21 protein-coding genes are annotated in these 23587 nt (G+C 69.6%); 18 read left to right on the top strand and 3 right to left on the bottom strand.

The window, feature by feature from the left end:
• The first annotated feature begins 1 nt into the window (after position 1).
• From ACWPXE_RS19425 to ACWPXE_RS19345, 17 genes are all read left to right on the top strand, one after another.
• Positions 2–2740 carry an ATP-binding protein gene (locus tag ACWPXE_RS19425; protein WP_454019080.1) on the top strand — a complete coding sequence of 913 codons (2739 nt, stop codon included), beginning with the start codon at positions 2–4 and terminating at the stop codon, positions 2738–2740.
• A 180-nt stretch (positions 2741–2920) separates the two neighbouring features.
• Entirely contained in the window at positions 2921–3232 is a 312-nt protein-coding gene (locus ACWPXE_RS19420) for an STAS domain-containing protein (RefSeq protein ID WP_454019079.1), read from the top strand.
• Positions 3217–3594 carry a response regulator gene (locus ACWPXE_RS19415; RefSeq protein WP_014241666.1) on the top strand — a complete coding sequence of 126 codons (378 nt, stop codon included), beginning with the start codon at positions 3217–3219 and terminating at the stop codon, positions 3592–3594. Before ACWPXE_RS19420 ends, ACWPXE_RS19415 begins: the two co-directional genes overlap by 16 nt.
• Positions 3595–3624: 30 nt before the next feature.
• Entirely contained in the window at positions 3625–5859 is a 2235-nt protein-coding gene (locus tag ACWPXE_RS19410) for a chemotaxis protein CheA (RefSeq protein ID WP_454019078.1), read from the top strand.
• A 10-nt stretch (positions 5860–5869) separates the two neighbouring features.
• On the top strand, positions 5870–6427 hold the full coding sequence (locus tag ACWPXE_RS19405) for a chemotaxis protein CheW (protein ID WP_454019077.1): 558 nt from the start codon (positions 5870–5872) through the stop codon (positions 6425–6427).
• A gap of 123 nt (positions 6428–6550) precedes the next feature.
• A complete protein-coding gene (locus ACWPXE_RS19400) occupies positions 6551–9478 on the top strand; it encodes a methyl-accepting chemotaxis protein (RefSeq protein ID WP_454019076.1) in 2928 nt (975 codons plus the stop codon).
• Entirely contained in the window at positions 9475–10389 is a 915-nt protein-coding gene (locus ACWPXE_RS19395) for a CheR family methyltransferase (RefSeq protein ID WP_454019075.1), read from the top strand. The genes ACWPXE_RS19400 and ACWPXE_RS19395 overlap by 4 nt, the downstream gene beginning before the upstream one ends.
• A 3-nt stretch (positions 10390–10392) precedes the next feature.
• Positions 10393–11019, top strand: coding sequence for a chemotaxis protein (locus ACWPXE_RS19390; protein ID WP_014241672.1), 627 nt, complete (start codon positions 10393–10395; stop codon positions 11017–11019).
• A 3-nt stretch (positions 11020–11022) separates the two neighbouring features.
• Complete coding sequence (locus ACWPXE_RS19385; RefSeq protein ID WP_454019074.1) at positions 11023–12087, top strand: protein-glutamate methylesterase/protein-glutamine glutaminase; 1065 nt, start codon at positions 11023–11025, stop codon at positions 12085–12087.
• A gap of 11 nt (positions 12088–12098) precedes the next feature.
• Positions 12099–13265 carry a methyl-accepting chemotaxis protein gene (locus ACWPXE_RS19380; RefSeq protein ID WP_237904846.1) on the top strand — a complete coding sequence of 389 codons (1167 nt, stop codon included), beginning with the start codon at positions 12099–12101 and terminating at the stop codon, positions 13263–13265.
• A 109-nt stretch (positions 13266–13374) separates the two neighbouring features.
• Positions 13375–13680 (top strand): STAS domain-containing protein, encoded by a 306-nt coding sequence (locus ACWPXE_RS19375; RefSeq protein WP_014241675.1) that lies wholly within the window; start codon positions 13375–13377, stop codon positions 13678–13680.
• Between the two features lie 5 nt (positions 13681–13685).
• Positions 13686–14414, top strand: coding sequence for an ATP-binding protein (locus ACWPXE_RS19370; RefSeq protein WP_454019073.1), 729 nt, complete (start codon positions 13686–13688; stop codon positions 14412–14414).
• Positions 14414–15607 (top strand): response regulator, encoded by a 1194-nt coding sequence (locus tag ACWPXE_RS19365; RefSeq protein WP_454019072.1) that lies wholly within the window; start codon positions 14414–14416, stop codon positions 15605–15607. The genes ACWPXE_RS19370 and ACWPXE_RS19365 overlap by 1 nt, the downstream gene beginning before the upstream one ends.
• Entirely contained in the window at positions 15604–16806 is a 1203-nt protein-coding gene (locus ACWPXE_RS19360; protein ID WP_454019071.1) for a PP2C family protein-serine/threonine phosphatase, read from the top strand. Before ACWPXE_RS19365 ends, ACWPXE_RS19360 begins: the two co-directional genes overlap by 4 nt.
• A gap of 24 nt (positions 16807–16830) precedes the next feature.
• Positions 16831–17283: a putative toxin-antitoxin system toxin component, PIN family gene (locus tag ACWPXE_RS19355; protein ID WP_454019070.1), complete on the top strand. Its 453-nt coding sequence runs from the start codon at positions 16831–16833 to the stop codon at positions 17281–17283.
• 114 nt (positions 17284–17397) lie between these two features.
• The gene (locus tag ACWPXE_RS19350) at positions 17398–17826 is read left to right on the top strand and encodes a hypothetical protein (protein WP_454019069.1); all 429 of its coding nucleotides are present in this window, start codon (positions 17398–17400) and stop codon (positions 17824–17826) included.
• Positions 17827–18081: 255 nt separating this feature from the next.
• Positions 18082–18657 carry a DedA family protein gene (locus tag ACWPXE_RS19345; RefSeq protein ID WP_237904919.1) on the top strand — a complete coding sequence of 192 codons (576 nt, stop codon included), beginning with the start codon at positions 18082–18084 and terminating at the stop codon, positions 18655–18657.
• Between the two features lie 73 nt (positions 18658–18730).
• On the opposite strand, the gene ACWPXE_RS19340 is transcribed toward ACWPXE_RS19345, so the two are convergent.
• From ACWPXE_RS19340 to ACWPXE_RS19330, 3 genes are read right to left on the bottom strand one after another with little or no spacing between them, the layout of a single operon-like run.
• Complete coding sequence (locus ACWPXE_RS19340; protein ID WP_454019068.1) at positions 18731–19888, bottom strand: PP2C family protein-serine/threonine phosphatase; 1158 nt, start codon at positions 19886–19888, stop codon at positions 18731–18733.
• Between the two features lie 19 nt (positions 19889–19907).
• Positions 19908–20699, bottom strand: coding sequence for an ATP-binding protein (locus ACWPXE_RS19335; protein ID WP_454019067.1), 792 nt, complete (start codon positions 20697–20699; stop codon positions 19908–19910).
• A 7-nt stretch (positions 20700–20706) separates the two neighbouring features.
• Positions 20707–21012: an STAS domain-containing protein gene (locus ACWPXE_RS19330; RefSeq protein ID WP_454019066.1), complete on the bottom strand. Its 306-nt coding sequence runs from the start codon at positions 21010–21012 to the stop codon at positions 20707–20709.
• 237 nt (positions 21013–21249) lie between these two features.
• On the opposite strand from ACWPXE_RS19330, the gene ACWPXE_RS19325 reads away from it, so the two are divergent.
• Entirely contained in the window at positions 21250–23586 is a 2337-nt protein-coding gene (locus tag ACWPXE_RS19325) for a PAS-domain containing protein (RefSeq protein ID WP_454019065.1), read from the top strand.
• Position 23587 lies beyond the last annotated feature (1 nt).

Below are 23587 nucleotides of genomic sequence, written 5' to 3'. Positions count from 1 at the left end.
CATGCCCTGGCCCGCCATCGTCGCCGCCAGCTTCGCCTACCTGCTCCTCCTCTTCGCCATCGCCTGGTGGGCGGACCGGCGGGCCGACGCGGGGCGCAGCGTCATCGCGTCCCCGTACGTGTACGCGCTCTCGCTGGCGGTCTATTGCACCGCCTGGACCTTCTACGGCTCGGTCGGTCGGGCGGCATCGCTGGGCATCGGCTTCCTGCCGATCTATCTCGGCCCGACCCTGCTGATGCTGCTGGGGCCGCTGGTGCTGCGCAAGATCCTGCGCATCGCCAAGGCGCAGCGCATCACCTCCATCGCCGACTTCATCGCCTCCCGCTACGGGCGCAGCCAGGGGCTGGGTGGGCTGGTGGCGCTGACCGCGGTGATCGGAGTGACGCCCTACATCGCCCTGCAGCTCAAGGCCGTAGCGGTCAGCTTCGACGTGCTGTGGGGGACCGACCCGTCCGGCGCCACCGGCGGCCTGTCCCTGCCAGTCGTCTTGGACAACGCCTTTTACGTCGCAGTGGTCATGGCGGCCTTCGCCATCATCTTCGGCACGCGCCACATCGACGCGGCGGAGCATCACGAGGGCATGGTGGCGGCCATCGCCTTTGAATCGGTGGTCAAGCTGGTTGCCTTCCTGGCGGTCGGCGCGGCGGTGGTCTGGGGGCTGCACGACGGCCCGACCGAGCTGTTCGCCACGGCCGCGGAGCATCCTGAGATCCGCAACCTCTTCACCTCCGCCCCGGCGCTGGCCGACGGGTCGTGGCTGACCATGACGCTGCTGTCGATGGCGGCGGTGCTGTGCCTGCCGCGCCAGTTCCAGGTGACGGTGATCGAGAATGTGGACGAGCGACACCTGACCCGCGCCCTGTGGCTGTTCCCGCTCTACATGCTGCTGATCAACCTGTTCGTCCTGCCGGTGGCGGTGGCCGGGCTGATGCGCTTTCCCGACCGGGCGGTGGACCCGGACATGTTCGTGGTGGCGCTGCCGCTGGCCGCCGGGAACGAGTGGCTGGCCCTTCTCGCCTTCATCGGCGGGCTGTCGGCGGCCACCGGCATGATCGTGGTCGAGGCCATCGCGCTGTCCACCATGGTGTGCAACGACATCGTGATGCCGCTTCTGCTGCGCGCCCGCAGCGCCCGGCTGGAGCGACTGCACGACCTGTCGCCGCTGCTGCTGACCATCCGGCGCGCTGCCATCGTGGCGATCCTGCTGCTCGGCTACCTGTATTTCCGCATCGCCGGCTCGGCCTACGCGCTGAGCGCCATCGGGCTGATCTCCTTCACGGCGGTGGCTCAGTTCGCCCCGGCGCTGATCGGCGGCGTCTACTGGGCGGGGGCGACCCGGCGCGGCGCGCTGGCCGGCCTCAGCGCCGGCATCCTGACCTGGGCCTACACGCTGCTGCTGCCCAGCTTCGCGCGGTCCGGCTGGCTGCCCGCCTCCTTCATCGACCAGGGGCCGTGGGGCGTCGCCCTGCTGCAGCCCTACGCCCTGTTCGGGCTGGACGGCATGGACCCGCTGACCCACGCCCTGTTCTGGAGCATGCTGCTCAACATCGGCCTCTACGTCGTGGTCTCCCTGCTCGACCGCCCCGGCCTGGGCGAGCGGGCGCAGGCCACCGCCTTCGTGGAGGTGTTCCAGCACCGCGACACCCCCCTTCCCGCCGGCGCGTGGCGCGGCACCGCCACGGTCGGCGACCTGCAACGGATCGTCGCGCGCTTCCTCGGTCCGCAGCGGGCGGAGGCGGCCTTCGCCCAGTATGTCCGCCGCAACGGGCCGCTGGAGCCGGACCGCCGGGCCGGGGCGGAGCTGGTGCGCTTCGCCGAGCGGCTGCTCGCCGGGGCGATCGGCGCCGCCTCCGCGCGGGTGGCGCTGGCCTCCGCGGTGGAGGGCGGCGAGGTCAGCTACCCCGAGCTGATGCGGATGCTCGACGAGACCAGCCACGTCATCGAATACAGCCGCCAGCTCGAACACAAGACGGCGGAGCTGCAGCGCGCGTCGGCCGCGCTGCGCGCCGCCAACGAGCGGCTGACGGAGCTGGACCGGCTGAAGGACGAATTCCTGTCCACCGTGACGCACGAGCTGCGCACGCCCCTGACCTCCATCCGCGCCCTGACCGAGGTGCTGCACGACAACCCCGACATCGAGCTGGAGCAGCGGCAGGAGTTCCTCGGCCTCGTCATCACCGAGAGCGAGCGGCTGACCCGCCTGATCAACCAGGTTCTCGACATGGCGAAGATCGAGGCCGGGGAGATCGACTGGCAGGTCCGTCCGATGGACCTCGGGGCCGCGCTGGAGCAGGCGGCGGCGGCCACCGCCCGGCTGTTCCACGAGCGCGGCATCGCGCTGGCCGTCACCATCCCGCAAGGTTTGCCGGCGGTGCGCGGCGACCATGACCGGCTGGTGCAGGTGGCGGTGAACCTGCTGTCCAACGCCGCGAAATTCACCCCGGCGGGCGGGCGGGCCTCGCTGTCCGTGACGGTGGAAGGCGACCACCTGCGCGTGTCCGTCACCGACAGCGGCCCCGGCATCGCCGCGGAGCATCAGGCCATCGTCTTCGAGCGCTTCCGGCAGGTCGGCGACACCATGACCGACAAGCCGCAGGGCACCGGGCTGGGGCTGGCCATCTGCAAGCGCATCGTCGAGCATCTCGGCGGCCGCATCTGGGTGGACAGCGCCCCCGGCCGCGGCGCCACCTTCGCCTTCACCGTGCCGCAGGCGGAAGCGCGCGTAAAAGAGGCGTCCTGAATCAATCGGAAGACGAAACGATCGGGGCACCCCGCCCGATAACACCCTTGGTTGACACAGGTCAGTCCAGTTGCCTTAACGAATCCTTATACGTGTTTCTGGCAGGTTTTTTCCCAAATGCCGGACATGGAAGCCCTCCCGGTGCCGGTTCTGCCCGGTCGGGTGGCAAGGAGACGAGCGGTGACACTGATCAAGTGGAGCGACGAGGGGGGGACGGTGCGCCTGGGCCTGCCCAGCGACCTCGACCTTGCCATGGCTCAGCCCCTTCTGGACAGCCTGCGCGCCGGTTTCGCCGCCTCCGAGACCGTCATCGCCGAGGCCGCCGCCGTGGAGCGGGTCAGCACCGCCTGCGTCCAGGCGCTTCTGGTCGCCTCCCGGCATGCCGCCGAACACAACCGGACGTTCGCCATCGCCCAGCCGTCCGAAGTCCTGGCGGAAGCCTGCGAGGATCTGGGGCTGGACGGCTGGTTGAAGCAATGGAGCCAAGCGTGAAGAAGAAGGTACTCACCGTCGACGATTCGCGGACCATGCGGGACATGGTCTCCTTCACGCTGAAGGGCGCCGGTTACGACGTGGTCGAAGCCGCCGACGGCCAGCAGGCGCTGGGCGTCATCGGCGCCAACAAGGTGGACCTCGTCATCACCGACCTCAACATGCCGGTGATGGACGGGCTGACCCTGATCCGCCGCCTGCGCGCCACCCCGGCGCACCGCACGCTGCCCATCCTGATGCTGACCACCGAGGCCGACGAGAAGAAGAAGTCCGAAGGCCGGGCGGTGGGGGCGACCGGCTGGATCGTGAAGCCCTTCAACCCGGAGAAGCTGATCTCCGTCGTGCAGAAGGTGTGCGGCTGACGCCGCGTCCTGGCTTGTGAGGGGGCGCCCGTGGAAGACCTGAGCCGGTTCAAGCAAACCTATTTCGACGAAAGCGCGGAACTGCTGGAGGTCGCCGAATCCGGCCTGCTGCGGCTGACGCCGGGCGAGGTCGATTCCGACGAGGTCAACGCCATCTTCCGCGCCGTCCATTCCATCAAGGGCGGCGGCGGCGCCTTCGGCTTCACCGAACTGGTCGCCTTCGCGCACGAGTTCGAGACGGTCATGGACGGGGTGCGCAACAACACCGTTCCCGTCACGACCGAGCTGGTGGACACGCTGATCCGCGCCAACGACCTGCTGGGCCAGATGCTGGCCTACGCGCGGGAGGGCGACCCAGCCCCGGCGGGGACCACCGACGGCACCGTGGCCGCCCTGCGCCGCCACCTGTCGGTTGGTGCTCCGCAAGCCCAGGCTCCGGCGGCTGCTCCCGCCGCTCCGCCGCTTACCCCCGTCTACGCCGACGACGAGGATGACGAGGCCGGCCTGTTCGGCGATGCCATGGCCGCCATCGCCGCTGCCCGTGCGGAGGAGGACCCGGTCCCCCCCGGCAAGCTGCGCTGGACCATTGTCTTCCGGCCGCGGTCCGACCTGCTGATGTCGGGCAACGAACCGGCCTTCATGCTGCGCGCTCTGCGCCGGCTGGGCGACGCCACCGTCGAATGCCACACCGACGCCCTGCCCAATCTCCAGAACCTGGAGGCGGAGCTTCTCCACCTCTCCTGGACGGTCACGCTGATCGCCGATGCGGACGTCGATCTGGACAAGATCAACGACGTCTTCGAGTTCGTGGCCGACGACTGCGACATTCGCATCACCGCGGAGGCGCCCCCGCCCGCCGCCCCCGAGGCGCCGCCACCCGTCACCGATCCGGTGCCCGTCGCCGCCGCGGCCCCGTCGGCGGTCGCTGTCACGATCCCCGAAGCGTCCCCCAAATCCCCTGGGGCTGAAACCCCGAAAGCCGAAGCCGCCCGTCCGCGCCCCAACGGCGGCGGGGCGGAGCATGCCGGGCTGACCAGCCACACCATCCGGGTCGATCTCGACAAGATCGACCGGCTGGTCAACATGGTCGGCGAGATGGTCATCACCCAGGCGATGATCGCCGAGCATGTGCGCGAGCTGCCCCCCGGCGAGTTCCAGGAGCTTCTGGAAGGGCTGGAGCAGCTGGCCCAGCACACCCGCGAGCTGCGCGAGAGCGTGATGTCGATCCGCGCCCAGCCGGTGTCGAGCGTCTTCTCCCGCATGCCGCGGCTGGTCCGCGAATGCGCCGCCACGACCGGCAAGGAGGTCCAGCTCGTCACCAGCGGCGAGACGACCGAGGTGGACAAGACGGTGGTGGAGAACCTCGTCGATCCGCTGACCCACATGATCCGCAACTCCATCGACCACGGGCTGGAAGGGCCGGAGGAGCGGGAGCGCGTCGGCAAGCCGCGCGCCGGCACCGTGCACCTGTCGGCGCAGCACCGCTCGGGCCGCATCGTCATCGAGATCACCGACGACGGGCGCGGCATCAACCGGCCCAAGGTGCTGTCCAAGGCCATCGAGAAGGGCCTCGTCCAGCCGGGCGCCACCCTGTCGGACGAGGAGATCGACAACCTGATCTTCCTGCCCGGCTTCTCCACCGCCGATCAGGTGTCCAACCTGTCGGGCCGCGGCGTCGGCATGGACGTGGTGCGGCGGAACATCACCTCGCTCGGCGGGCGCATCGGCGTCTACTCCACGCCGGGTGAGGGCTCGCGCTTCGTGCTGTCGCTGCCGCTGACCCTGGCGGTGCTCGACGGCATGGTGATCTCGGTCGGCGAGGAGCGCTTCGTCCTGCCGCTGACCAACATCGTGGAGAGCCTGCGCCCCAAGGCGGCGGACCTGCACGGGCTGGTCGGCAAGTGCGACGTGATGATGGCCCGCGGCGAGTATGTGCGGCTGGTCTACCTGCACCAGCTGTTCGGCATCCCCGACGCCGTCGCCGACCCCACCCGCGCCTTGGTGGTTCTGGTGGAGACGGAGGACGGCTCCCGCCTCGGCCTCGTCGTGGACGAGGTGCTGGGCCAGCAGCAGGTCGTCATCAAGAGCCTGGAAGCGAACTTCCGCCGCCTCGATGGCGTGGCCGCCGCGACCATCCTGGGCGACGGGCGCGTCGCCCTGATCCTGGACGTCGCCGGCCTGCGCGAGATGAGCCGGCACATGGACTCCAGGGCGCCGCGTCCGCCGGTGGCCGCGCTGCCCGCACCCGCACTCGAACCGGTCTGAGGCCACAGCGATGAGCAGTTCCACCGCGCTCGCCACCGTCGGCGGTACCCGCACCGACGCCCGCAACGACGTCATGGCGGTCAACGCCGCCGAGGAGCAGTACGTCACCTTCACCGTCGGCAGCGAGGAATACGGCGTCAACATCCTGTCGGTCCGCGAGATCCGCGGCTGGACGCCGGAAAGCCGCCTGCCGAACCTGCCGGACTATGTGCGCGGCGTCATCAACCTGCGCGGCATCATCATCCCCATCTTCGACCTGCGCGCCCGCTTCGGCGGCGGTGCCACGTCGGTCACCAAGCGCCACGTCGTGGTGGTGATCCAGGTGGGGGAACGCACCCGCGGCATCCTGGTCGACGCCATCTCCGACATCCTGGCGATCGGCCACGACGCCATCAAGCCGCCGCCCGACGTGGACGGCGGCATGGTCGACGCCGAGTATCTCAGCGGCCTCTACACCGCCGACGACCGCATGGTCACGCTGCTGAGCGTCGAGAAGCTGTTCTCCGTCGAGAACAGCGAGCTGGACTCGGCGACCAGGGCCCTGCCGGCGCTGGAGCGGGCGTCCTGAACAGCACCCCACGGAGGTGCCCAGACAGGCGCCGACGGGGGTGCGTCATGTCGCGGCTTTTCACACGGGTTTGTTTCAAATAAGGGCTAACGCCGGTACGACACGGCGGGCAAGGGGGATGGCATGGCGAAAGGGATCGGTTCGTTCGTTGGGGCGATGGGCATCTCGAAGCGGCTGTGGCTGGCCTTCGCGCTCCTGCTCGCCCTGCTGGCCGCCCAGGTCGCCGCCAGCCTGCTGAGCATCCGCAGCCTGAACGGCAGCGTCGACGCGGTGCTCACCGGCGGCGAACTCGCCACCTTCGCCAAGGACCTCTCGGCCCGGCTCGCCAACCAGCGCATCCACGGGCGCGACTATCTGGTGTCCGGCGACCCCGCCGCGCTCAACCGCCAGCGGGCGCTGCGCACCGAGTTCGATCAGGCGCTGGCCGCTCACGGCGCGGCCATCCAACGCTCCAGCCAGGCGGAGGCCTTCGCCGAGCTGGCGCGGCTGCACACCGAGTACCACACCCAGTTCGAGGCGATCCGCGTCGTCCGCGACCGCTACGACGCGGCCATCCGCCAGACCATGGACCCGCTGGGCACCCAGATCACCGGGACGCTGGAGCGCATCGTCGAGGGCGCCCAGGCCACCGGCGACAAGGACGCCGCCCTGGTCGGGGAGGAGATGGAGAAGCACTGGGTGCTGACCCGCCTCTTCGCCAACCGCGCGCTCGGCATGCGCGACGCTGCCGCCGCGGGGCCGATGGAAAAGAACCTCGACGAGATGCTGGAGCATGTGCGCGAGGCGCAGGCCCTGCTGACCGAACCCCGCGTGGCGGCGATGCTGCGCGAGGTCGCGGAGCGCGCGCCGGGCTACCGCACCGCCTTCCGCGATGCCGTCGCCGCCGACAAGGAGATCGACCGCCTGCGCGCCGAGGTCGTCGCCAAGGTCGTCACCGCCCTGAACGCGACGCTGGAGTCCATCGCGACCGCCATCCAGGCCGAGCAGAAGGCGATCGAGGGCCGTGCCGAGGCCGAGGTGGAGAACAGCGTCCTGCTGGCCCTGCTGCTGGGCGGCCTGTCGCTGCTGCTGGGCATCGGCGCCGCGCAGGTCATCGCCCGCTCGATCACCGGCCCGGTCCAGGGCATCCGCAAGGTGATGAGCGATCTCAGCGACGGCCATCTGTCGGTCACCGTCCCCCACACCGACGGGCGTGACGAGCTGGGCGCGATGGCCCGCGCCGTCGCCGCCTTCAAGGAGGACGCGGTGACCGCCGTGCGGGCGGGAATCGCGCTCGACCGCGTGTCGTCCTGCATCATGACGGTGGGCGAGGACGGGACCGTCACCTATTGCAACGCCGCCGCCCTGGCGATGTTCAAGGCCGCCGAGAGCGACCTGCGCAAGGCCCTGCCCGCCTTCGACGCCGCCGGGCTGATCGGGACGACTCTCGACGCGCTCGACACCGAGGCTCCGCGCCTGCGCAGCAGCCTGACCGGCCTCGCCAGCCCCTACAAGGGCATGGTCAAGGCGGGCCGCCGCAGCTTTGAGATCACCGCCAGCCCGGTCGCCGGACGCCACGGCGAGAAGCTGGGCCTCGTCGTCGAATGGCGCGACCTGACCGCCGAGCTGTCCATCGAGGCGGAGATCGCCGGCATGGTGGACAGCGCCGTTCGCGGCGACTTCTCGCAGCAGATCGCGCTGGACGGCAAGACCGGCTTCTTCCGGCTGGTCAGCGAGGGCATGAACCGGCTGGCCGCCAACGTCTCCGGCGTGACCGAGGATCTGGCCGCCATGCTGGAATCGCTGTCCCAGGGCGATCTGTCGCGGCGCATCGACAAGCCGTACGAGGGGGTGTTCCTGCGCCTGAAGGACGATTTCAACGGCACGACGGAAAAGCTGTCGGAGATCGTCCGCCGCATCAACGGCGCCGCCGAGTCCATCGCCGCGGCCAGCCGCGAGATCGCCGACGGCAGCCTCGACCTGTCCGAGCGCACCGAGCAGCAGGCCTCCTCGCTGGAGGAGACGGCGGCGAGCATGGAGGAGCTGGCGGCCACCGTCCGCTCCAACGCCGACAACGCCCAGCAGGTCAACACCTTCGCCAACGACGCCCGGCGCGCCGCCGAGAAGGGCGGTCAGGTCGCCGCCAGCGCGGTGGAGGCGATGCGCGGGATCGAGCGCTCGTCGCAGAAGATTTCCGACATCATCGGGGTGATCGACGAGATCGCCTTCCAGACCAACCTGCTGGCGCTGAACGCGGCGGTGGAGGCGGCGCGGGCCGGCGACGCCGGGCGCGGCTTCGCCGTGGTGGCGCAGGAGGTGCGCAACCTCGCCCAGCGCTCCGCCCAGGCATCCAAGGAGATCAAGACGCTGATCCTCGACAGCGGGGCGCAGGTCAAGGACGGAGTGGAGCTGGTCCGCTCCGCAGGCTCCTCGCTGACCGACATCGTGGCGGGCATCGCGCGGGTCGCCGACCTCGTGTCGGAGATCGCCCGCGCCACCGCCGAGCAGGCGTCCGGCCTGGACGAGGTCAACACCGCCGTCGCCCAGATGGACGAGATGACCCAGAAGAACGCCGCGCTGGTCGAGGAAAGCACCGCCGCCGCCCGCTCGCTGGAGGAGCAGGCCGGGCAGCTGCGCCAGCAGATGGCCTTCTTCTCGCTGGACGCCGGCCACGCCCACGGTGCATCCGAGCTGGCCCGCCACATCCAGCTGATCGAGAACACCAAGATCGACCATGTGACCTTCCGTGACACCGTGCTGAAAACCGTCCAGGGCCACGGCGAGGCCACCGCGGACCGGCTGGCCGACCATCACGGCTGCCGCCTGGGCAAGTGGTACGACACGGTGACGGATGCCGCCGTGCGCTCCTGCCCGTCCTTCGACCGGATCGCCGAGCCGCACGCCCGCTTCCACGAGGCCGGCAAGCGCGCCCTGCGCGCCCATGAGCAGGGGGACGACGCCGCCGAGGCGCAGGCGCTGGCCGATCTCGACCGGCTGTCGGGCATCGTGCTCGGCCTGCTGGACAAGCTCGCCGGCGAAGCGCGGGCCCAGGCCCGCGGGCGGGCGGCATGACCACGGCCCCCAGCCCGGTTCCGGACTCCGATGCCGCCGACCGCGGCGCCGTCCCCGCGGCAACCTCCGGCCGGCGGGAGTTCCCGTTCGAGCGGCGGCACTTCGACTTCATCGCCCGCATGCTCTACCAGCTCGCCGGGATCGCGCTGGCCCCGCACAAGATCGAGATGGTCTATTCCCGCCTCGCCCGGCGGCTGCGCGACCTGCGCCTGCCAGACTTCGACACCTACTGCGCCCTGCTGGAGAGCGAGGAGGGGGCGAACGAGGTCGGCTTCCTGGTCAACGCCCTGACCACCAACCTGACCAGCTTCTTCCGCGAATCGCACCATTTCGACTTCCTGGCGAAGACCGCGGTGCCAGAGATGCGCGCCCGCCACGCCGGGGAGTCCTCCCACCCGCGGCTGCGCATCTGGTCGGCCGGCTGCTCCTCCGGGCAGGAGCCCTACACCATCGCCATGGTCCTGGCCTCCAGCTTCGGTCCGGAGCTGCGGCGCTGGGACGCGAAGATCCTGGCGACCGACATCGACACCCACATGGTCGACACCGCCCGGCGCGGCGTCTATCCCGCCGATCTGGCGAACAGCATCCCGGCCCCCCTGCGCGACCGCTTCACCCGGCGCCAGCGCGAGGCCGGCGAGCCGATGGTGGCGATGGAGGAGGAGTTGAAGCGGCTGATCACCTTCAAGCCGCTGAACCTGCTGGAGCACTGGCCCATGAAGGGGCCGTTCGACGCGATCTTCTGCCGCAACGTGCTGATCTATTTCGACCGCGTCGGGCGGACCCAGGTCATCGGCAACTTCGCCCGCATGCTGGAGCCCGGCGGCTACCTGTTCCTCGGCCATTCGGAGAGCCTGTACGGCGTGTCGGACCGCTTCCGCCAGACCGGCCCCACCATCTACCGGAGGCTGTGACGCATGACCGCATTCGCAAGCCGCCGTGCGGCGGAGGCCCGGCAGACCGGCGGCTACTTCCACCCGCAGTTTCGCGCCCACACGATGAAGGTCTTCCTGGGCCATCATCTGGTCAGCGACCGCTCGGACGTGATGATGGTGACGACGCTGGGCTCCTGCGTGGCCGCCTGCGTCCACGACCCGGCGACGGCGATCGGCGGCATGAACCATTTCCTGCTGCCCGAGGTCCCGGAGTCCGAGGACGCCGGCACCGGTGCGGCGGCGCGCTACGGCTCGGTCGCCATGGAGCGGCTGATCAACGACCTGCTGGCGCGCGGCGCCCAGCGCGGGCGGCTGGAGGTGAAGCTGTTCGGCGGCGCCCGCGTCATCGATTCCAGCTTCGACGTCGGCCAGCGCAACGCCGCCTTCGCGCTCGACTATGTCCGGCGGGAGGGGCTGAAGCTGATGGGCCAGGATCTGGGCGGCGCCTCGGCCCGGCGCATCCACTATTTTCCCCACACCGGCAAGGCCATGCGCAAGATGCTACGGCCCGAGGCCCTGTCGGAGACGGCGAACCAGGAACTGCATTTCCGCTCCAGCCTGCGGCACCAGCCGATCGAGGGCGACGTGGAACTGTTCGGGGAGGACTGAGCCATGACACGCTCCATCCGCGTCGTGATCGTGGACGACAGCAGCCTGATGCGGGAGATGCTGAAGGCCGTCATCTCGGACGAGCCCGGCATCGAGGTCGTCGGCGTCGCCCGCGACCCCTACGAGGCGCGGGACGTCATCAAGCGGACCAACCCGGACGTCGTCACTCTGGACGTCGAGATGCCGCGGATGGACGGGCTGTCCTTCCTGGAGAAGATCATGACGCTGCGCCCGACGCCGGTCGTCATGGTCTCCTCCCTGACCCAGGAGGGGTCGGAGGCGACGATCCGCGCGCTGGAGATCGGCGCGGTGGACTGCGTGGCCAAGCCCGACGGCTCGGAGGGCCACGGCTTCGAGGCGATGGCCCACGAGCTGGTCGGCAAGATCCGCATCGCCGCCACCGCCCGCCTGTCGATGCGGCGGCCCAAGCCCGCGGCCTCGCCCCTCCAGACGCCGCGCCGTGCCGGGTCGGGCACCCGCTTCATCGCCATCGGCGCCTCGACCGGCGGGGTGGAGCGCATCCGCGACGTTCTGGCGGTCATGCCCGCCGACTGCCCGCCCATCGTCATCACCCAGCACATGGGACCGAGCTACGTCCCCAGCTTCGCCGCCCGGCTCGACCGCATCTCGCCGCCGTCGGTGGAGGTCGCCACCCAGGGCGCCCGGCTGGTCCAGGGCACGGTCTACATCGCCCCCGGCGACCGGCATCTGGTGATCATCCGCGACGCCCAGGGCTATTCCTGCCACATCCAGGACGGCCCGGCGGTCAGCGGCCACCGCCCGTCGGTGGACGTGCTGTTCTCGTCCGTCGCCAAGGCGGCGGGGGCGAACGCGGTGGGGGTGATCCTGTCCGGCATGGGCCGCGACGGGGCGTCGGGCATGCTGGCGATGCGCGACGCGGGGGCCTATACCATCGGCGAACAGGAATCGAGCTGCGTCGTCTACGGCATGCCGCGCGCCGCCCGGGAAGCCGGGGCGGTCGCCGTCGAACTGCCGCTGGCGCAGATACCGGCCGAGATGCTGCGCGCGTTCGACGCCATCGGCGAACACCGCACGCGCGCGAACTGAGGAGCAGCACCATGTCTTTCTACGGCCGCGCGCCCCGCCTGGAAGCCGGACCGGAACCGGAGAAGCCGGACCTTCCCGACGATGGCGCTCCCGTGCACAGCCTGCCCGAGATCGGCGAGAAGATCGCGGTCACCGGGGAGCTGCTGGCGACCTGGATGGGCTACGCCGACATCCAGCGCCGCACGCTGGAGGCCGTGCAGAACGAGCTGACCCGCACCTCCTCGACGGTCGAGGACGCCACGCTTGACCTCTCCTCCCGCTTCCGCGAGCTGGCCGAGAAGGCCATGCAGCAGTCGGAGCGGGTGGAGGAGATCGTCGGCATGGCCGGCTCCGTCTCCATCGACGGGGAGCGGGTGCCGATGGACCAGCTGGTCACCGGCATGCAGCAGATGATCGCGGACATGATCTCCAACATCGTCATGCTGTCGCGCCACGCCATGAGCATGGTCTATCTGCTCGATGACGTGCAGAAGGACGTGGCGGAGCTGGAGAAGTCGATCGGCGACATCGACGCCATCAACCGCCAGACCAACTTCCTGGCGCTGAACGCCACCATCGAGGCGAGCCGCGCCGGCGAAGCCGGCCGCACCTTCGCGGTGGTCGCTCAGGAGGTGCGCCACCTCTCCCGCAACACCGGGGCGCTGGCCGACCGCATGCGCTCCAAGGTCACCGCGGTGGTCAAGGGCGTGCGCAACGGCCACGACATCCTGCGCCAGATCGCCGACACCGACATGTCCCCCCAGATGCTCGCCAAGGAGCGGGTGGACAAGACCATGGACAGCCTGGTCGACCAGACCAACCACTTCCAGGCGGTGCTGGAGACGGCGGCGACCGTGTCGTCGGACATGTCCGCCACCATCAGCCGCATGGTCACCGGGATGCAGTTCCAGGACCTGACCAAGCAGCGGCTGGAGGCCATCAACGACAGCCTCGCCATCATGGCGGAAGGGCTGAACGAGCTGGAAAACCGCACCCGCGTCGAAATGCCCGCTTCCTTGGGGCCGCAGGTTCCGCAGGAATGGCTCGACGAACTGCTGGGCCGCTTCAAGCTGAGCGAGATGCGCCAGCGCTTCGTGCGCCGTCTGCTGCTGGAAGGTACGGCGCTGGACGAGCATGGCGTCCTTGACGTCGATGCCGGCCAGGACGACAGTTCCGGCGGCGACATTGAACTTTTCTGAAGCCGAGGGATTCTCTGGAATCCCCGGCCTGTCTTGCTCCATTCTGGCGTGGTCCGCAAAGGCCACCCGCCCCAATGCCCCAAGAACACCCTTCAGGAACACCGGACCGATGGACTACGGAATTGAGGACAAGGAGCAGGAAACCCTGGTTCGGTTGCGCGGTCGTCTGACCTTCAACGACCACGCCAAGCTGCGCGCCCTGATCCGGGAGATGCTGCAGAACAAGGCCAAACGTCAGGTGCTCGACCTTTCCACGCTGGAATTCGTCGATTCGGCGGGAATCGGCATGCTGCTGATCGCGCGGGAGGAAATGGCGAACGCGGACAAGCAGCTCGTCCTGCGCTCCGCCGCCGGACAGGTCAAGCGCGTGCTGACCGTAGCCCAGCTCAACAAGATCGTCACGATCGAGGACTGACCGCCTTGGTCCCCTCCCCCACCCGCGTCGCCGCCCTGCAAGGCCTGGGCGTGCCGTCCGACCGGCTGGACCGGCTGTCGGCGGCGCTTCGGCTTCCGCCCCGGCGGCCCGGCTCCCCGGCGGGGGAGGCGTTCGGCGCCTCCGTTCTGCTTCTGGTGGGCGATGCCGGCGCCGTGGAGGCGCCGGAGTTCTGGCAGCGGCCCTTTGGCGCCTGGATCGAGATCGCCGGACTGTCCGACGCCCAGATCGTCGAGGCCGCGCACCGCGCCGCCCGCGCCGACCTGTTCGCCTGCGTGACGACGGTGACCGCCAACCGCCTGCATCTGGCCGGGCGCATCCTGAACGGGCTTGCCGCCCTGCATCCCATGCCGGAAGCCCAGCGCGACGACATGGAACTGGCGCTGCACGAGGCGATCAGCAACGCGGTGGTCCACGGCAACCTTCAGGTCGAAGGCATGAAGGGGCTGAGCGTCGAGGCGCTGGAGCGCTTTTCCCACGACCTGGCCGCGCGCATGGCCGACCCCGCCTTCGCCGAGCGCCGGATCGAGGTCACCGCCTGGCTGGAAAGCGCTTGCGCGGTGGTCGAGGTGGCCGACGAGGGAACCGGCTTCGCCCGGCCGGAGCGCATCGACTACGGCGCCTCGGGCCGCGGGCTGGACCTGATCGCCGCCATCGTCGAGGAACTTCAGCTTCTCGACGGCGGGCGCCGCATCCGCATGAGGTTCCCTCTCTGATGGACGACGCCATCGCCGCCTGCCGCATCCTGGTGGTGGATGACACCGACTTCAACCGCACACTGATCGGCGCCCTGCTCACCGAAGCCGGCTTCCAGAACATCGCTTATGCCAAGGATGGCTTCGACGCGCTGGAGCAGATCGCGGCGGAGGCGCCGGACCTGCTGATCCTCGACATCATGATGCCGGGAATGGACGGGTTCGAGGTGTGCCGCCGCCTGCGCGCCGACCACGCCTACGCCGACCTGCCGGTGCTGGTGCAGACCGCCCTGTCGTCCAGCGACGACCGCAACCGTGCCTTCGCCGCCGGCACCACCGACCTGATCTCCAAGCCGCTGGACCGGACGGAGCTGGTCGCCCGCGTGCGCATCCACCTCCAGAACCGGGTGCTGATCCGCGACCTGCAGACCTACCGGGCGCGGGTCGAGGGGGAGCTGGCGATGGCCCGCTCCATGTACGACCATCTGCTGCCCTCCGCGGCCCTGTGCGCCGCGCTGACGGACAGCGCGGGGGTGACGCTGCGGTCGCACACCGCGCTGTCCTCCGATCTGGGCGGCGACCTCTGGGGGGTGCTGCCGCTGGCGGGCGGGCGGTTCGGTCTGTTCCTGCTGGACATGGCCGGGCGCGGCGTGTCGGCGGCGCTGAACGCCTTCCGCATGCACACGCTGATCCACGAACTGGCGCCCCATCTCGGCGAGCGGCCCGGCGCCTTCCTGACCGAACTGAACGAGCGGGCCGTCTGCCTGCTGGAGCTTGGGCAGCACGCCACGGTGATCTACGGCGTGGTGGACGGCGCGGCGGAACGCTTCACCTACGCGGCGGCGGCGGCGGCCCCGCCGGTCCTGATCTCGCCCGGCAACGCGGCGTTGGTCTTCGGCGAGGGGGCTGGCCAACCGGTGGGCATCGCCGCCGGCGCCCGCTACGAGGAGCAGAGCCTGCCCTTCCCTCCGGGCTCGGCGTTGGTCCTGCACTCGACCGCCGTGCTGGAGGCGCTGGGCGGGGGCAGCGGCGGCTTCGCCGCCCTGCTGCGGAGCGCCGCCGTCCAGACCGCGATGGCTGACGACGATGGTGGCGGGGGCAGCGGGAGCGGCGGCGCCTTCACCGCGGTGACGACGGCGCTCGCCGCCGCCCAGGGCGACGTGCCGCTCGACGACCACACGCTGGTCTGGATCGGGCGCGGGGGTGCGCGATGAACGACCTGCCGGAGGTGCCGGGGCTGGAAACGGCCCGCGTCCTGGTGGTGGATGACAACCGGGTGAACCGTCATCTGCTCCAGGCCCTGCTGGAACGCGGCGGTGTCACCCGCATCGATATGGCAGAGGACGGCAACGACGCGCTGGCCCGGCTGGACGCCTTCCGGCCCGACCTGATCTTGCTCGACCTGATGATGCCGAACCTGGACGGGTTCGAGATGTGCCGGCGCCTGCGCGCGCTTCCCGCCTGGAAGGATCTGCCGGTCCTGGTGCAATCCAGCCTGAACCGGGCGGAGGACCGCGCCAAGGCCTTCGCCGCCGGGGCCACCGATTACGTGACCAAGCCGATCAACGCGGTCGAGCTGCTGGCCCGCGTGCGCATCCACCTGCAGAACCGGGCCCTTCTGCACGATCTCCAGCGCTTCCACGAGCGGACGGAGAGCGAGCTGTCGCTCGCCCGCAAGATGCAGGAACGGCTGATGCCCTCGCCGGAGCGGTTGGCCGAGGTGGAGGCTGCGGCGGGGGTGGACATCGCCGCTCATTTCGCCCCCTCGTCGGAGCTGGGCGGCGATTTCTGGGACCTGCGGCACGACGCCGTTGCGCCGGGCCAGGGACAGGTGCAGGGACAGGGCCGGACCATGCTCTACATGGTCGATTTCTCCGGCCATGGCGTCGGGGCGGCGCTGAACACCTTCCGCCTGCACGCGATCTGCCAGCAGATGGGAGTGTCCGGCCTGACCCCGGGCGAGTTCCTGTCCACCATCAACCGCCGACTGTGCGCGCTGCTTCCCAACGGGCAGTTCGCCACCATGCTGGCCGGGGTGGTCGAACCGGCGGGGAACCGCTTCGTCTACGCCTCCGCCGGGTCCACGCGCCCGATGGTCTGGGCGCCGGGCGATTCCGCGCCGCTGCTGGGCGACAGCGCCGGCCTACCGCTCGGCCTGCTCGCGTCGGCGGAGTATGAGGAGCGCTCCCTTCCCCTGCCCCCCGGCGGGCGCCTGTTCCTTTATTCGGACGGTGCCATCGAGATCCCGGTCGGCAGCGACGTTCTGGACGAGCCGGGCCTTGCCGCCCTGGTCGCCGAGCGGATGGACGAGACGGATGGTGGCCGTTTCCTGGACGGGTTGCTGGACCGCCTGCGCGCCGTCGGCCCGATCGACGACGACCTGACCGCGCTGCTGCTGACCCGCAAGGGCTGACCGGCCCATGGAACCAACGGGCGCATGACCGCCAGCTCGCCCCACGCCGCCCCCTTCCGGGTCGTTCTGGACACCAACATCCTTGTCGGCTACGCCCTGCTTGGCGCCGAGGTGCCCCGCCGCAGCCTGGCCATCCAGCGCAGCGTCGACGCGGTGCGGGCACAAGGAACCGCCTTCGTCTCCGACGCCACGCTGGCGGAACTGCGCGAGGTGCTGATGCGCCCGGACTTCGACCGCTACCGCCCAGCTGGGGAACGTGCCGCATTCCTGGCCGCCTTCGCCGCGGAGGCCCGGCGGGTCGAGCCCGCCCCGGTGGAGCGGCTGTGCCGCGACCCCGAAGACGACATGTTCCTGGCCGTGGCGCTGGCCGCCGACGCCGACTGGCTGGTGACGGTGGACCGGCAGCTTCTGTCGGTGCGTCGGGTGGGCCGCACCCGCATCCTGCGCCCCGAGCGGTTCCTGGACGCGATCGCCTGACTCCGCGTTTTGCGTTTCCGCCTGCAAAATTTCCGCTCGACTTCCAGCATGCGTTCCCTAGAATGAAAAGAGAACACTTCGCAAACTAGCGGTGAACGGATCGCGGGTGACCGGATGAGCACGCAACCTCTCCTGTTCGACAGCCTGCCCGAGACGGAGCGGGCGCGCAAACCGGCGCGCCGGTCCCGCGCCTCCACCGTGGCGGCGCCGGTGGCCGTCGACGTGGTGCGGGAGGACGTTCCGTCACCATCGGCGCCGCCGCCCATGACCCTCGCGCTCGTCCCGCCGCCGCCCGTCCCGATGGCGCCGCGCGCCGACTTCGACCCGGCGGCCCTGACCAACGCAGAGTTGCGGGCGCTGGCGCAAGCATTGCCGGACCACAAGCTGGCCCATTTGCTGATCGAAGCCGCACGCGAGTTGAAGCGCCGCGCCGCGCCGGGGGCTTGGGAGGAGGAAGGAGAGGACGGCCCGTCCGAACCGAATCCCCTGTTGCTGCGCGCCGCCCGGCAGGCGGTCGGCGAATTGTCGGGCGAGGATGGTTGACCAAGTCACGAACACTGACCGATTCACAGAATACGTGCCTGGAAACAAAATAATCCCGCCGCAATAGATCGTTTCGTACCCCAACTTTGTACGGTTCCCTCCCCCCGATTCGGGAATGATGGCGCGACAAGACACGCACTTATGTGCAATGATGTGTCCGTAGCCTGACCAATGGCCGCGCCTGCGTTTCCCTGGCGCATCGCCGGCGGTCCGAGCCGAAAAGGAACGACCCGCGGGGAGGGTGATTTGGACTGGATGACCTGGCTCCAGGATTGGGGCGATGCCTTCTATCCCCTGGCCTTCATATGGGCCTTCTTCGAAGGCGAGACCTTCGTCATTTTCGGCGGGATGGGCGCGCATCTGGGGATCATCAACCTATACTGGTTGGTTGCCGCCGTCTGGATCGGCAGCTTCATGGGCGATCAGTGCTATTTCTGGATCGGCCGAAAATGGGGCGGCAAGGCGCTGGCCCGCTTCCCGGCGGCGGAGGCCCGTGCGACGCGCGTGCTGTACTGGCTGGAAACCTACGGCGTCGGCTTCATCCTGGCCTTCCGCTTCCTCTACGGGGTGCGCAACATCGCCTCGGTCGCCGTCGGCACGTCCCGCATGCCTTGGCGCAAGTTCCTATTCTGGAACTTCATCGCCGCCGGCATCTGGGCTTGGAGCTTCGCCGGGGCCGGCTACCTGTTCGGCGAGGCCGCTGCCGCCATCGGCGAGAACGGCCCGAAGATCCTCCTGCTCATCGCGCTGGGCATCGGCGTCACCATCTTCGCCGTGAAGAGCGTGATGTGGGTCCGCCGCCGCTACGCCGCCTCTGAGACGCAGGCGTAACACCCCCCTCTCCTCGAGGATCAGGCAAAGAGCCGCCGCGGGCAACCGCGGCGGCCTTTTTGTATCGGCTCCCTCACGCTCGGCGGGCGATCCATACGGCGGTCAGATCGTCGCGCAGCGGCAGGCTGGTGCGGGCGTAGAAGCGCTCCAGCAACGGCCCCAGCGGGCGGGCGCGGTTGGCGGCGATGGCGCCACGCAGCAGGCCGGGGACCCCATCCTGGCCGATCGGTTCGTTGTCCGGGCCGCTGCATTCGATCAGCGCGTCGCTGTAGAGGAACAGGCAGCTCCCGCGCGGCAGGCGCAGGCTGCGGTCGGCATAGACGGCGCGACGCGACGCCCCCAGCACCAGCCCCGCCGAGTCGAGCAGCCGAAGCTCCCCCGCGATCCCCACCACCGGATTCGGCGCCCCGGCCGAGGCGTAGGTCAGCGTGTCGGTGTGCAGGTCGAGGATGCCGAAAAAGGCGGTGGCGAACTGCCCGACCGGCAGCACCTCCTTCAGCGCCAAGTTCAGCCCGGCCAGCCACTCCGAGGGCGGCACATGCTGCATGGGGAAGCGGTCGATCAGCGTGTGCAGACGGAAGGTGTTGATTGCCGCGGTGATGCCATGGCCTGCGAAATCGACCAGCAGGAAGGCGACGCGGTGGCTGTCCAGCGGATAGACGTTCCAGAAATCGCCGCCCAGCTCCGACGAGGTTTCGAAATGGGCGTCCAGCACCAGCTCGTACCGCTCGGCGACGGCCTCCAGCTCCTTCGGCTCGGGCAGCAGGGACAGCTGCATCGCCTTGGCGTGCTTCAACTCCCGCTCGACCCGCCCACGGAAATTGGCGAGGTCGGTGAACAGCTTGCGCTTTTCAAGCTGGTGGCGGACGCGGGCGACGCATTCGCCGGGCTTGATCGGCTTGGAGATGAAATCGCTGCCGCCGGCCTCGAAGCAGCGGACCTGCTCCTCGTCGCTGTCCAGCGCCGTCTGGAACAGGATCGGCAGCTCCTCATGGGTCAGCCGCTCGCGCAGGCGCCGGCACATCTCCAGCCCGTCCATCACCGGCATGCTGACATCCAGCAGGACGAGGTCGGGGCGGAAGCTTTCCACCTTGCGCAGCCCCTCCACGCCGTTCTCGGCGACCTCGATCTGGGTCAGCCCGGCGCGGCGGATCATCAGGGCCAGCGACTTCCTGTTGAACTCGTTGTCGTCAACGATCAGGACACGGCTGGCGGCGAGGGAAATGGGCATGCGCGAACCCGCCCGCCCGTCACAGGTCGAACTGCAGCAGGGTGCAGCGCCCGCCGTCGGTCACATGGATGCGCCGGGCCAGCGCCCGCATGAACACGAAGCCGCGGCCGGAATGGGCGCCGCTGTCGGTGTCCTGCGGCAGGGCCGCGGCGTCGAACCCGTTGCCCTGGTCGACCACCGCGATGGACAGGCTGTCGGCGGTCCAGCGTGCGAAGATATCGATCCGCCGCTGCCGCACGGCACCGTCGCCCAGCCGTTCGCGGAGCAGCCGGCTGAACAGGCGGTAGCCCTCCGGCTGCTCCTTGGTCGCACTGGGGATGCCCAGATTGCCGTGAACGATGGCGTTGGCGATGGCCTCGTGCAGGCACAGCTCGACGTTGCCGCGCCGCTCCGGCGTCAGCACGCCGCGCCGGGTCAGCTCGTCGCACACCAGAACCGCGCATTGCAGGCCGTAAGCGGTGCCGGTGGTCAGCGACAGGTAGAATCCCCGCTCCACCGGCGGGGCGCCCAGCCAGTCGGCGTCGATGGCGCCGGTCCCCTCCTCCCGCTCCGTCAGCTCCACCGTCAGGAAGGGGTTGAGCCCGAAGGCGCCGCGCAGGATGTCCCGGTCGGCCTGGGCCAGCAGCACCGCGGCGGCGGCCCGGCCATCCACCGCGTCTGCGACGCCTCCCGCGGCCCCGCCCAGGCCGAAGCGCGCGGCGACCCGCGCGGCGATGTCCGCCGGCACGCGGTCCCGCACCACGCTGAAGGGTCGCACGGCGCCGGCCGGACCGGGGGGGTGGCTGGCGGAGGGGGCTGGGAAACCGTCCATCACCCGCTCACCGTTCGATGGTGACGACTTCGCCGATCCGCGCCAGGTCGATGGATCGCAGCACATCGCCCTGCAGCTTGCGGAGGACCATCTTGATGTTGCGCTGCTCCGCCTCGTCCTGAAGGATCAGCAGCATGCCGATCCCTGCGGAGTCGATGAAGGTCAGCCCGTCCATGTCCAGGATGAAGCGGCGCGCGCCCTCGCCGTTGAGCAGATCCACGATGTCGGGAAGGCTGTCATGGTCGGTGAACTCCAACCGGCCGCTCACCAGCACCTCGATGGTTTCAGAGGTCCGGCGCACCTGGAAATTCATGACATCCTCTTGTGTTGCACCGCGCAAGCGGCTCCCGCGAACAGTAGTGCAAGGCCGACCCCCCCTCAAGCTTCAAGTATACATTTCGCTAATTTCGTCGACCATAGGAAGAATTTTCACGCTTCACACGCCATAGACGGATGGCACCGGTTGATAGTACAACCGCGTTGCCGGTGAAGGCGGCGCCGTGCCGCCGCCCCGCTCCGGTCATGCGACCCCGCAGCGGGATACCCCTTCATGACGGTGATCGAGCAGGCGTGGAAGACGGTGCCGACGGTGTCGGCGAAGTTCCTGCTGATCCTGATTCCCATCCTGATGCTGACCACGCTCGGCTTCTCCTCGATCTTCTTCTACGGCAAGTACAAGGATCTGCGCGGCGCCCTGCGCGACCGGATCGAGGCGGTGGCGGAGATCAACGCCGTCGCCCTGTCCTCCAGCCTGTGGGCCGTGGACGTTCCGGCGATCCGCAACATCATCCAGGCGATTTCCGTCAACCGCGAGCTTCTGTGCATCGAGGTGGCGGACGAGCTGGCCGACGGCCATTTCGCGTGGCCGGAAGCCGACTGCCGTCCCTTCACCGGGCACGAGGCCGTGCGCCGTCCGATCCAGGTGCAGAACCGGCGGCTCGGCACGCTGACGCTCCATTTCAGCTACGCCCCGGTCGACGAGCAGATCCGGCAGGAGATGGTCAACACGCTGTGGCTCCTGCTTCTGATGCTGGTCGGCACGCTGGTCACCGCGCTGACCGCCCACCGGCTGACCATCGGCGTGCCGCTGGGCCGGCTGATCGCGTCGATCCGCACCGCGGAGCAGGAGCATCTGCGCCAGCCCGTGCATTGGTCGTCGGCCGATGAGCTGGGGCGGGTGATCGCCGCCTACAACGGCATGCTGACCCGGCTTGACGAGGAGGAGGCCGCCCTGCGCCAGAGCGAGGAACGGCTGGGGCTGGCCATCGCCGCCACGCGGTCCTCCGTCTGGGATTACGATCTGCGGACCGGCCAGTACTGGTGGTCGAAGGAGTTTCCCGCCCTGCTCGGCTACGGCCCGGCCGAACTGGCGATGACCGCGCGGACCTGGGAATCGCTGATCCATCCGGAGGAGCGGCGGCGGGTCATCGCGGAGTCCCGCAGCCGCGTGCGCGACAAGGACAGCGCCCATTCCATCGTCTACCGCATGCGGCGGCGGGATAGCGGCTGGAGCTGGATCGAGGACCGGGCGACGGCCCTGCGCGACGGCGCGGGAACCGCGGTCCGCCTCACCGGCACCATGTCCGACGTGACGGAGCGCATGCAGGCCGAACAGGATCTGGCGCGCGAGCGGAACGTCCTTCAGATCACGCTCGACAACACCGACCAAGGCATCATCATGGTGGACCGCAACCTGCGCGTCGTCATGTCCAACCGCCGCGCGGCGGAGCTTCTCGACGTGCCGGCGGCCTTCCTCGCCCGCAACCCGCTGTTTCCCGAGATCATCCAATTCCAGCGCGCCCAGGGTGCCTTCGAGGATTTCAGCATCGATCCCGACCTGGAGTTGGACGAGACCGCCGTGGTCCCCGACCAGCCCTTCGCCTTCAAGCGGCGGCGGCCCGACGGCACGATCATCGAGGTGCGGTCCAACCCCCTGCCGGAGGGCGGATTCGTCCGCACCTTCACCGACGTGACGGTGGAGGCGCGCTCCGCCGAGGAGGTGTTCCACGCCATGGAGGCGCTGGAGACCGCCTACGCCGACCTCAAGGAGACCCAGGACAGCCTCGTCCAGGCGGAAAAGATGGCCTCGCTCGCCCTGCTGGTGGCCGGCGTCGCGCATGAGATCAACACGCCGGTGGGCATCGCCTACAGCTGCTCCACCCATCTGGCGTCGAAGACGCGGACGCTGACCGAGGCCTTCGCGAAGGGCACCCTGAAGAAGTCCGACCTGACCGCCTACGTGGTGGCGGCTGGCGAATCCTCGCGGCTGATCGAACAGAACCTGACCCGCGCGGCGGAACTGATCCAGAGCTTCAAGCGCGTCGCCGTCGACCAGACCAGCCAGGAGCGCCGCCGCTTCGACCTGCGCTCCTATCTGGACGAGATCATCACCTCGCTGGGACCGCGCCTGCGCAAGAGTCCGCACCGCATGACCGTCGCCTGCCCGGACGGCATCACCATGGACGGCTACCCCGGCGCGCTCAGCCAGGTCATCACCAATCTGGTCATCAACGCGCTGATCCATGCCTTCCCCGACGGCCGCGAGGGCACGATGGCGCTGAGCGTGGCGGAGCTGCCGGACGGCGAGCTGGACATCCGCTTTTCCGACGACGGGGTCGGGATCGCCCCGGACAATCTGCCCAAGGTGTTCGAACCCTTCTTCACGACCAAGCGCGGCACCGGGGGCAGCGGCCTCGGCCTTCACATCGTCTTCAACCTGGTGACGCAATCGCTGGGGGGCCGGATCTCGGTGGACAGCCCGGCCCCAAGCGACTCCGCCCCCGACCACCCCACAGGCGGGGGCACCACCTTCCTCCTGCGGATTCCCGTGACGGCGCCCCGGATGGCCAGCGCCACCGGGAAGGGTCCGGCAACCGATGCAGCATGAC

It is taken from the genome of Azospirillum sp. Marseille-Q6669 (genome assembly GCF_965111635.1).
Note: the sequence above shows the minus strand (reverse complement) of the source record. Positions and strands in the feature narration are given on the sequence as shown.

Coding starts and splice junctions, on each gene's coding strand:
- ACWPXE_RS19425 (WP_454019080.1), top strand. CDS start 2: ATGCCCTGGCCCGCCATCGTCGCCGCCAGCTTCGCCTACCTGCTCCTC.
- ACWPXE_RS19415 (WP_014241666.1), top strand. CDS start 3,217: ATGGAGCCAAGCGTGAAGAAGAAGGTACTCACCGTCGACGATTCGCGG.
- ACWPXE_RS19405 (WP_454019077.1), top strand. CDS start 5,870: ATGAGCAGTTCCACCGCGCTCGCCACCGTCGGCGGTACCCGCACCGAC.
- ACWPXE_RS19400 (WP_454019076.1), top strand. CDS start 6,551: ATGGCGAAAGGGATCGGTTCGTTCGTTGGGGCGATGGGCATCTCGAAG.
- ACWPXE_RS19395 (WP_454019075.1), top strand. CDS start 9,475: ATGACCACGGCCCCCAGCCCGGTTCCGGACTCCGATGCCGCCGACCGC.
- ACWPXE_RS19390 (WP_014241672.1), top strand. CDS start 10,393: ATGACCGCATTCGCAAGCCGCCGTGCGGCGGAGGCCCGGCAGACCGGC.
- ACWPXE_RS19385 (WP_454019074.1), top strand. CDS start 11,023: ATGACACGCTCCATCCGCGTCGTGATCGTGGACGACAGCAGCCTGATG.
- ACWPXE_RS19380 (WP_237904846.1), top strand. CDS start 12,099: ATGTCTTTCTACGGCCGCGCGCCCCGCCTGGAAGCCGGACCGGAACCG.
- ACWPXE_RS19375 (WP_014241675.1), top strand. CDS start 13,375: ATGGACTACGGAATTGAGGACAAGGAGCAGGAAACCCTGGTTCGGTTG.
- ACWPXE_RS19365 (WP_454019072.1), top strand. CDS start 14,414: ATGGACGACGCCATCGCCGCCTGCCGCATCCTGGTGGTGGATGACACC.
- ACWPXE_RS19360 (WP_454019071.1), top strand. CDS start 15,604: ATGAACGACCTGCCGGAGGTGCCGGGGCTGGAAACGGCCCGCGTCCTG.
- ACWPXE_RS19355 (WP_454019070.1), top strand. CDS start 16,831: ATGACCGCCAGCTCGCCCCACGCCGCCCCCTTCCGGGTCGTTCTGGAC.
- ACWPXE_RS19350 (WP_454019069.1), top strand. CDS start 17,398: ATGAGCACGCAACCTCTCCTGTTCGACAGCCTGCCCGAGACGGAGCGG.
- ACWPXE_RS19345 (WP_237904919.1), top strand. CDS start 18,082: ATGACCTGGCTCCAGGATTGGGGCGATGCCTTCTATCCCCTGGCCTTC.
- ACWPXE_RS19340 (WP_454019068.1), bottom strand. CDS start 19,888: ATGCCCATTTCCCTCGCCGCCAGCCGTGTCCTGATCGTTGACGACAAC.
- ACWPXE_RS19335 (WP_454019067.1), bottom strand. CDS start 20,699: ATGGACGGTTTCCCAGCCCCCTCCGCCAGCCACCCCCCCGGTCCGGCC.
- ACWPXE_RS19330 (WP_454019066.1), bottom strand. CDS start 21,012: ATGAATTTCCAGGTGCGCCGGACCTCTGAAACCATCGAGGTGCTGGTG.
- ACWPXE_RS19325 (WP_454019065.1), top strand. CDS start 21,250: ATGACGGTGATCGAGCAGGCGTGGAAGACGGTGCCGACGGTGTCGGCG.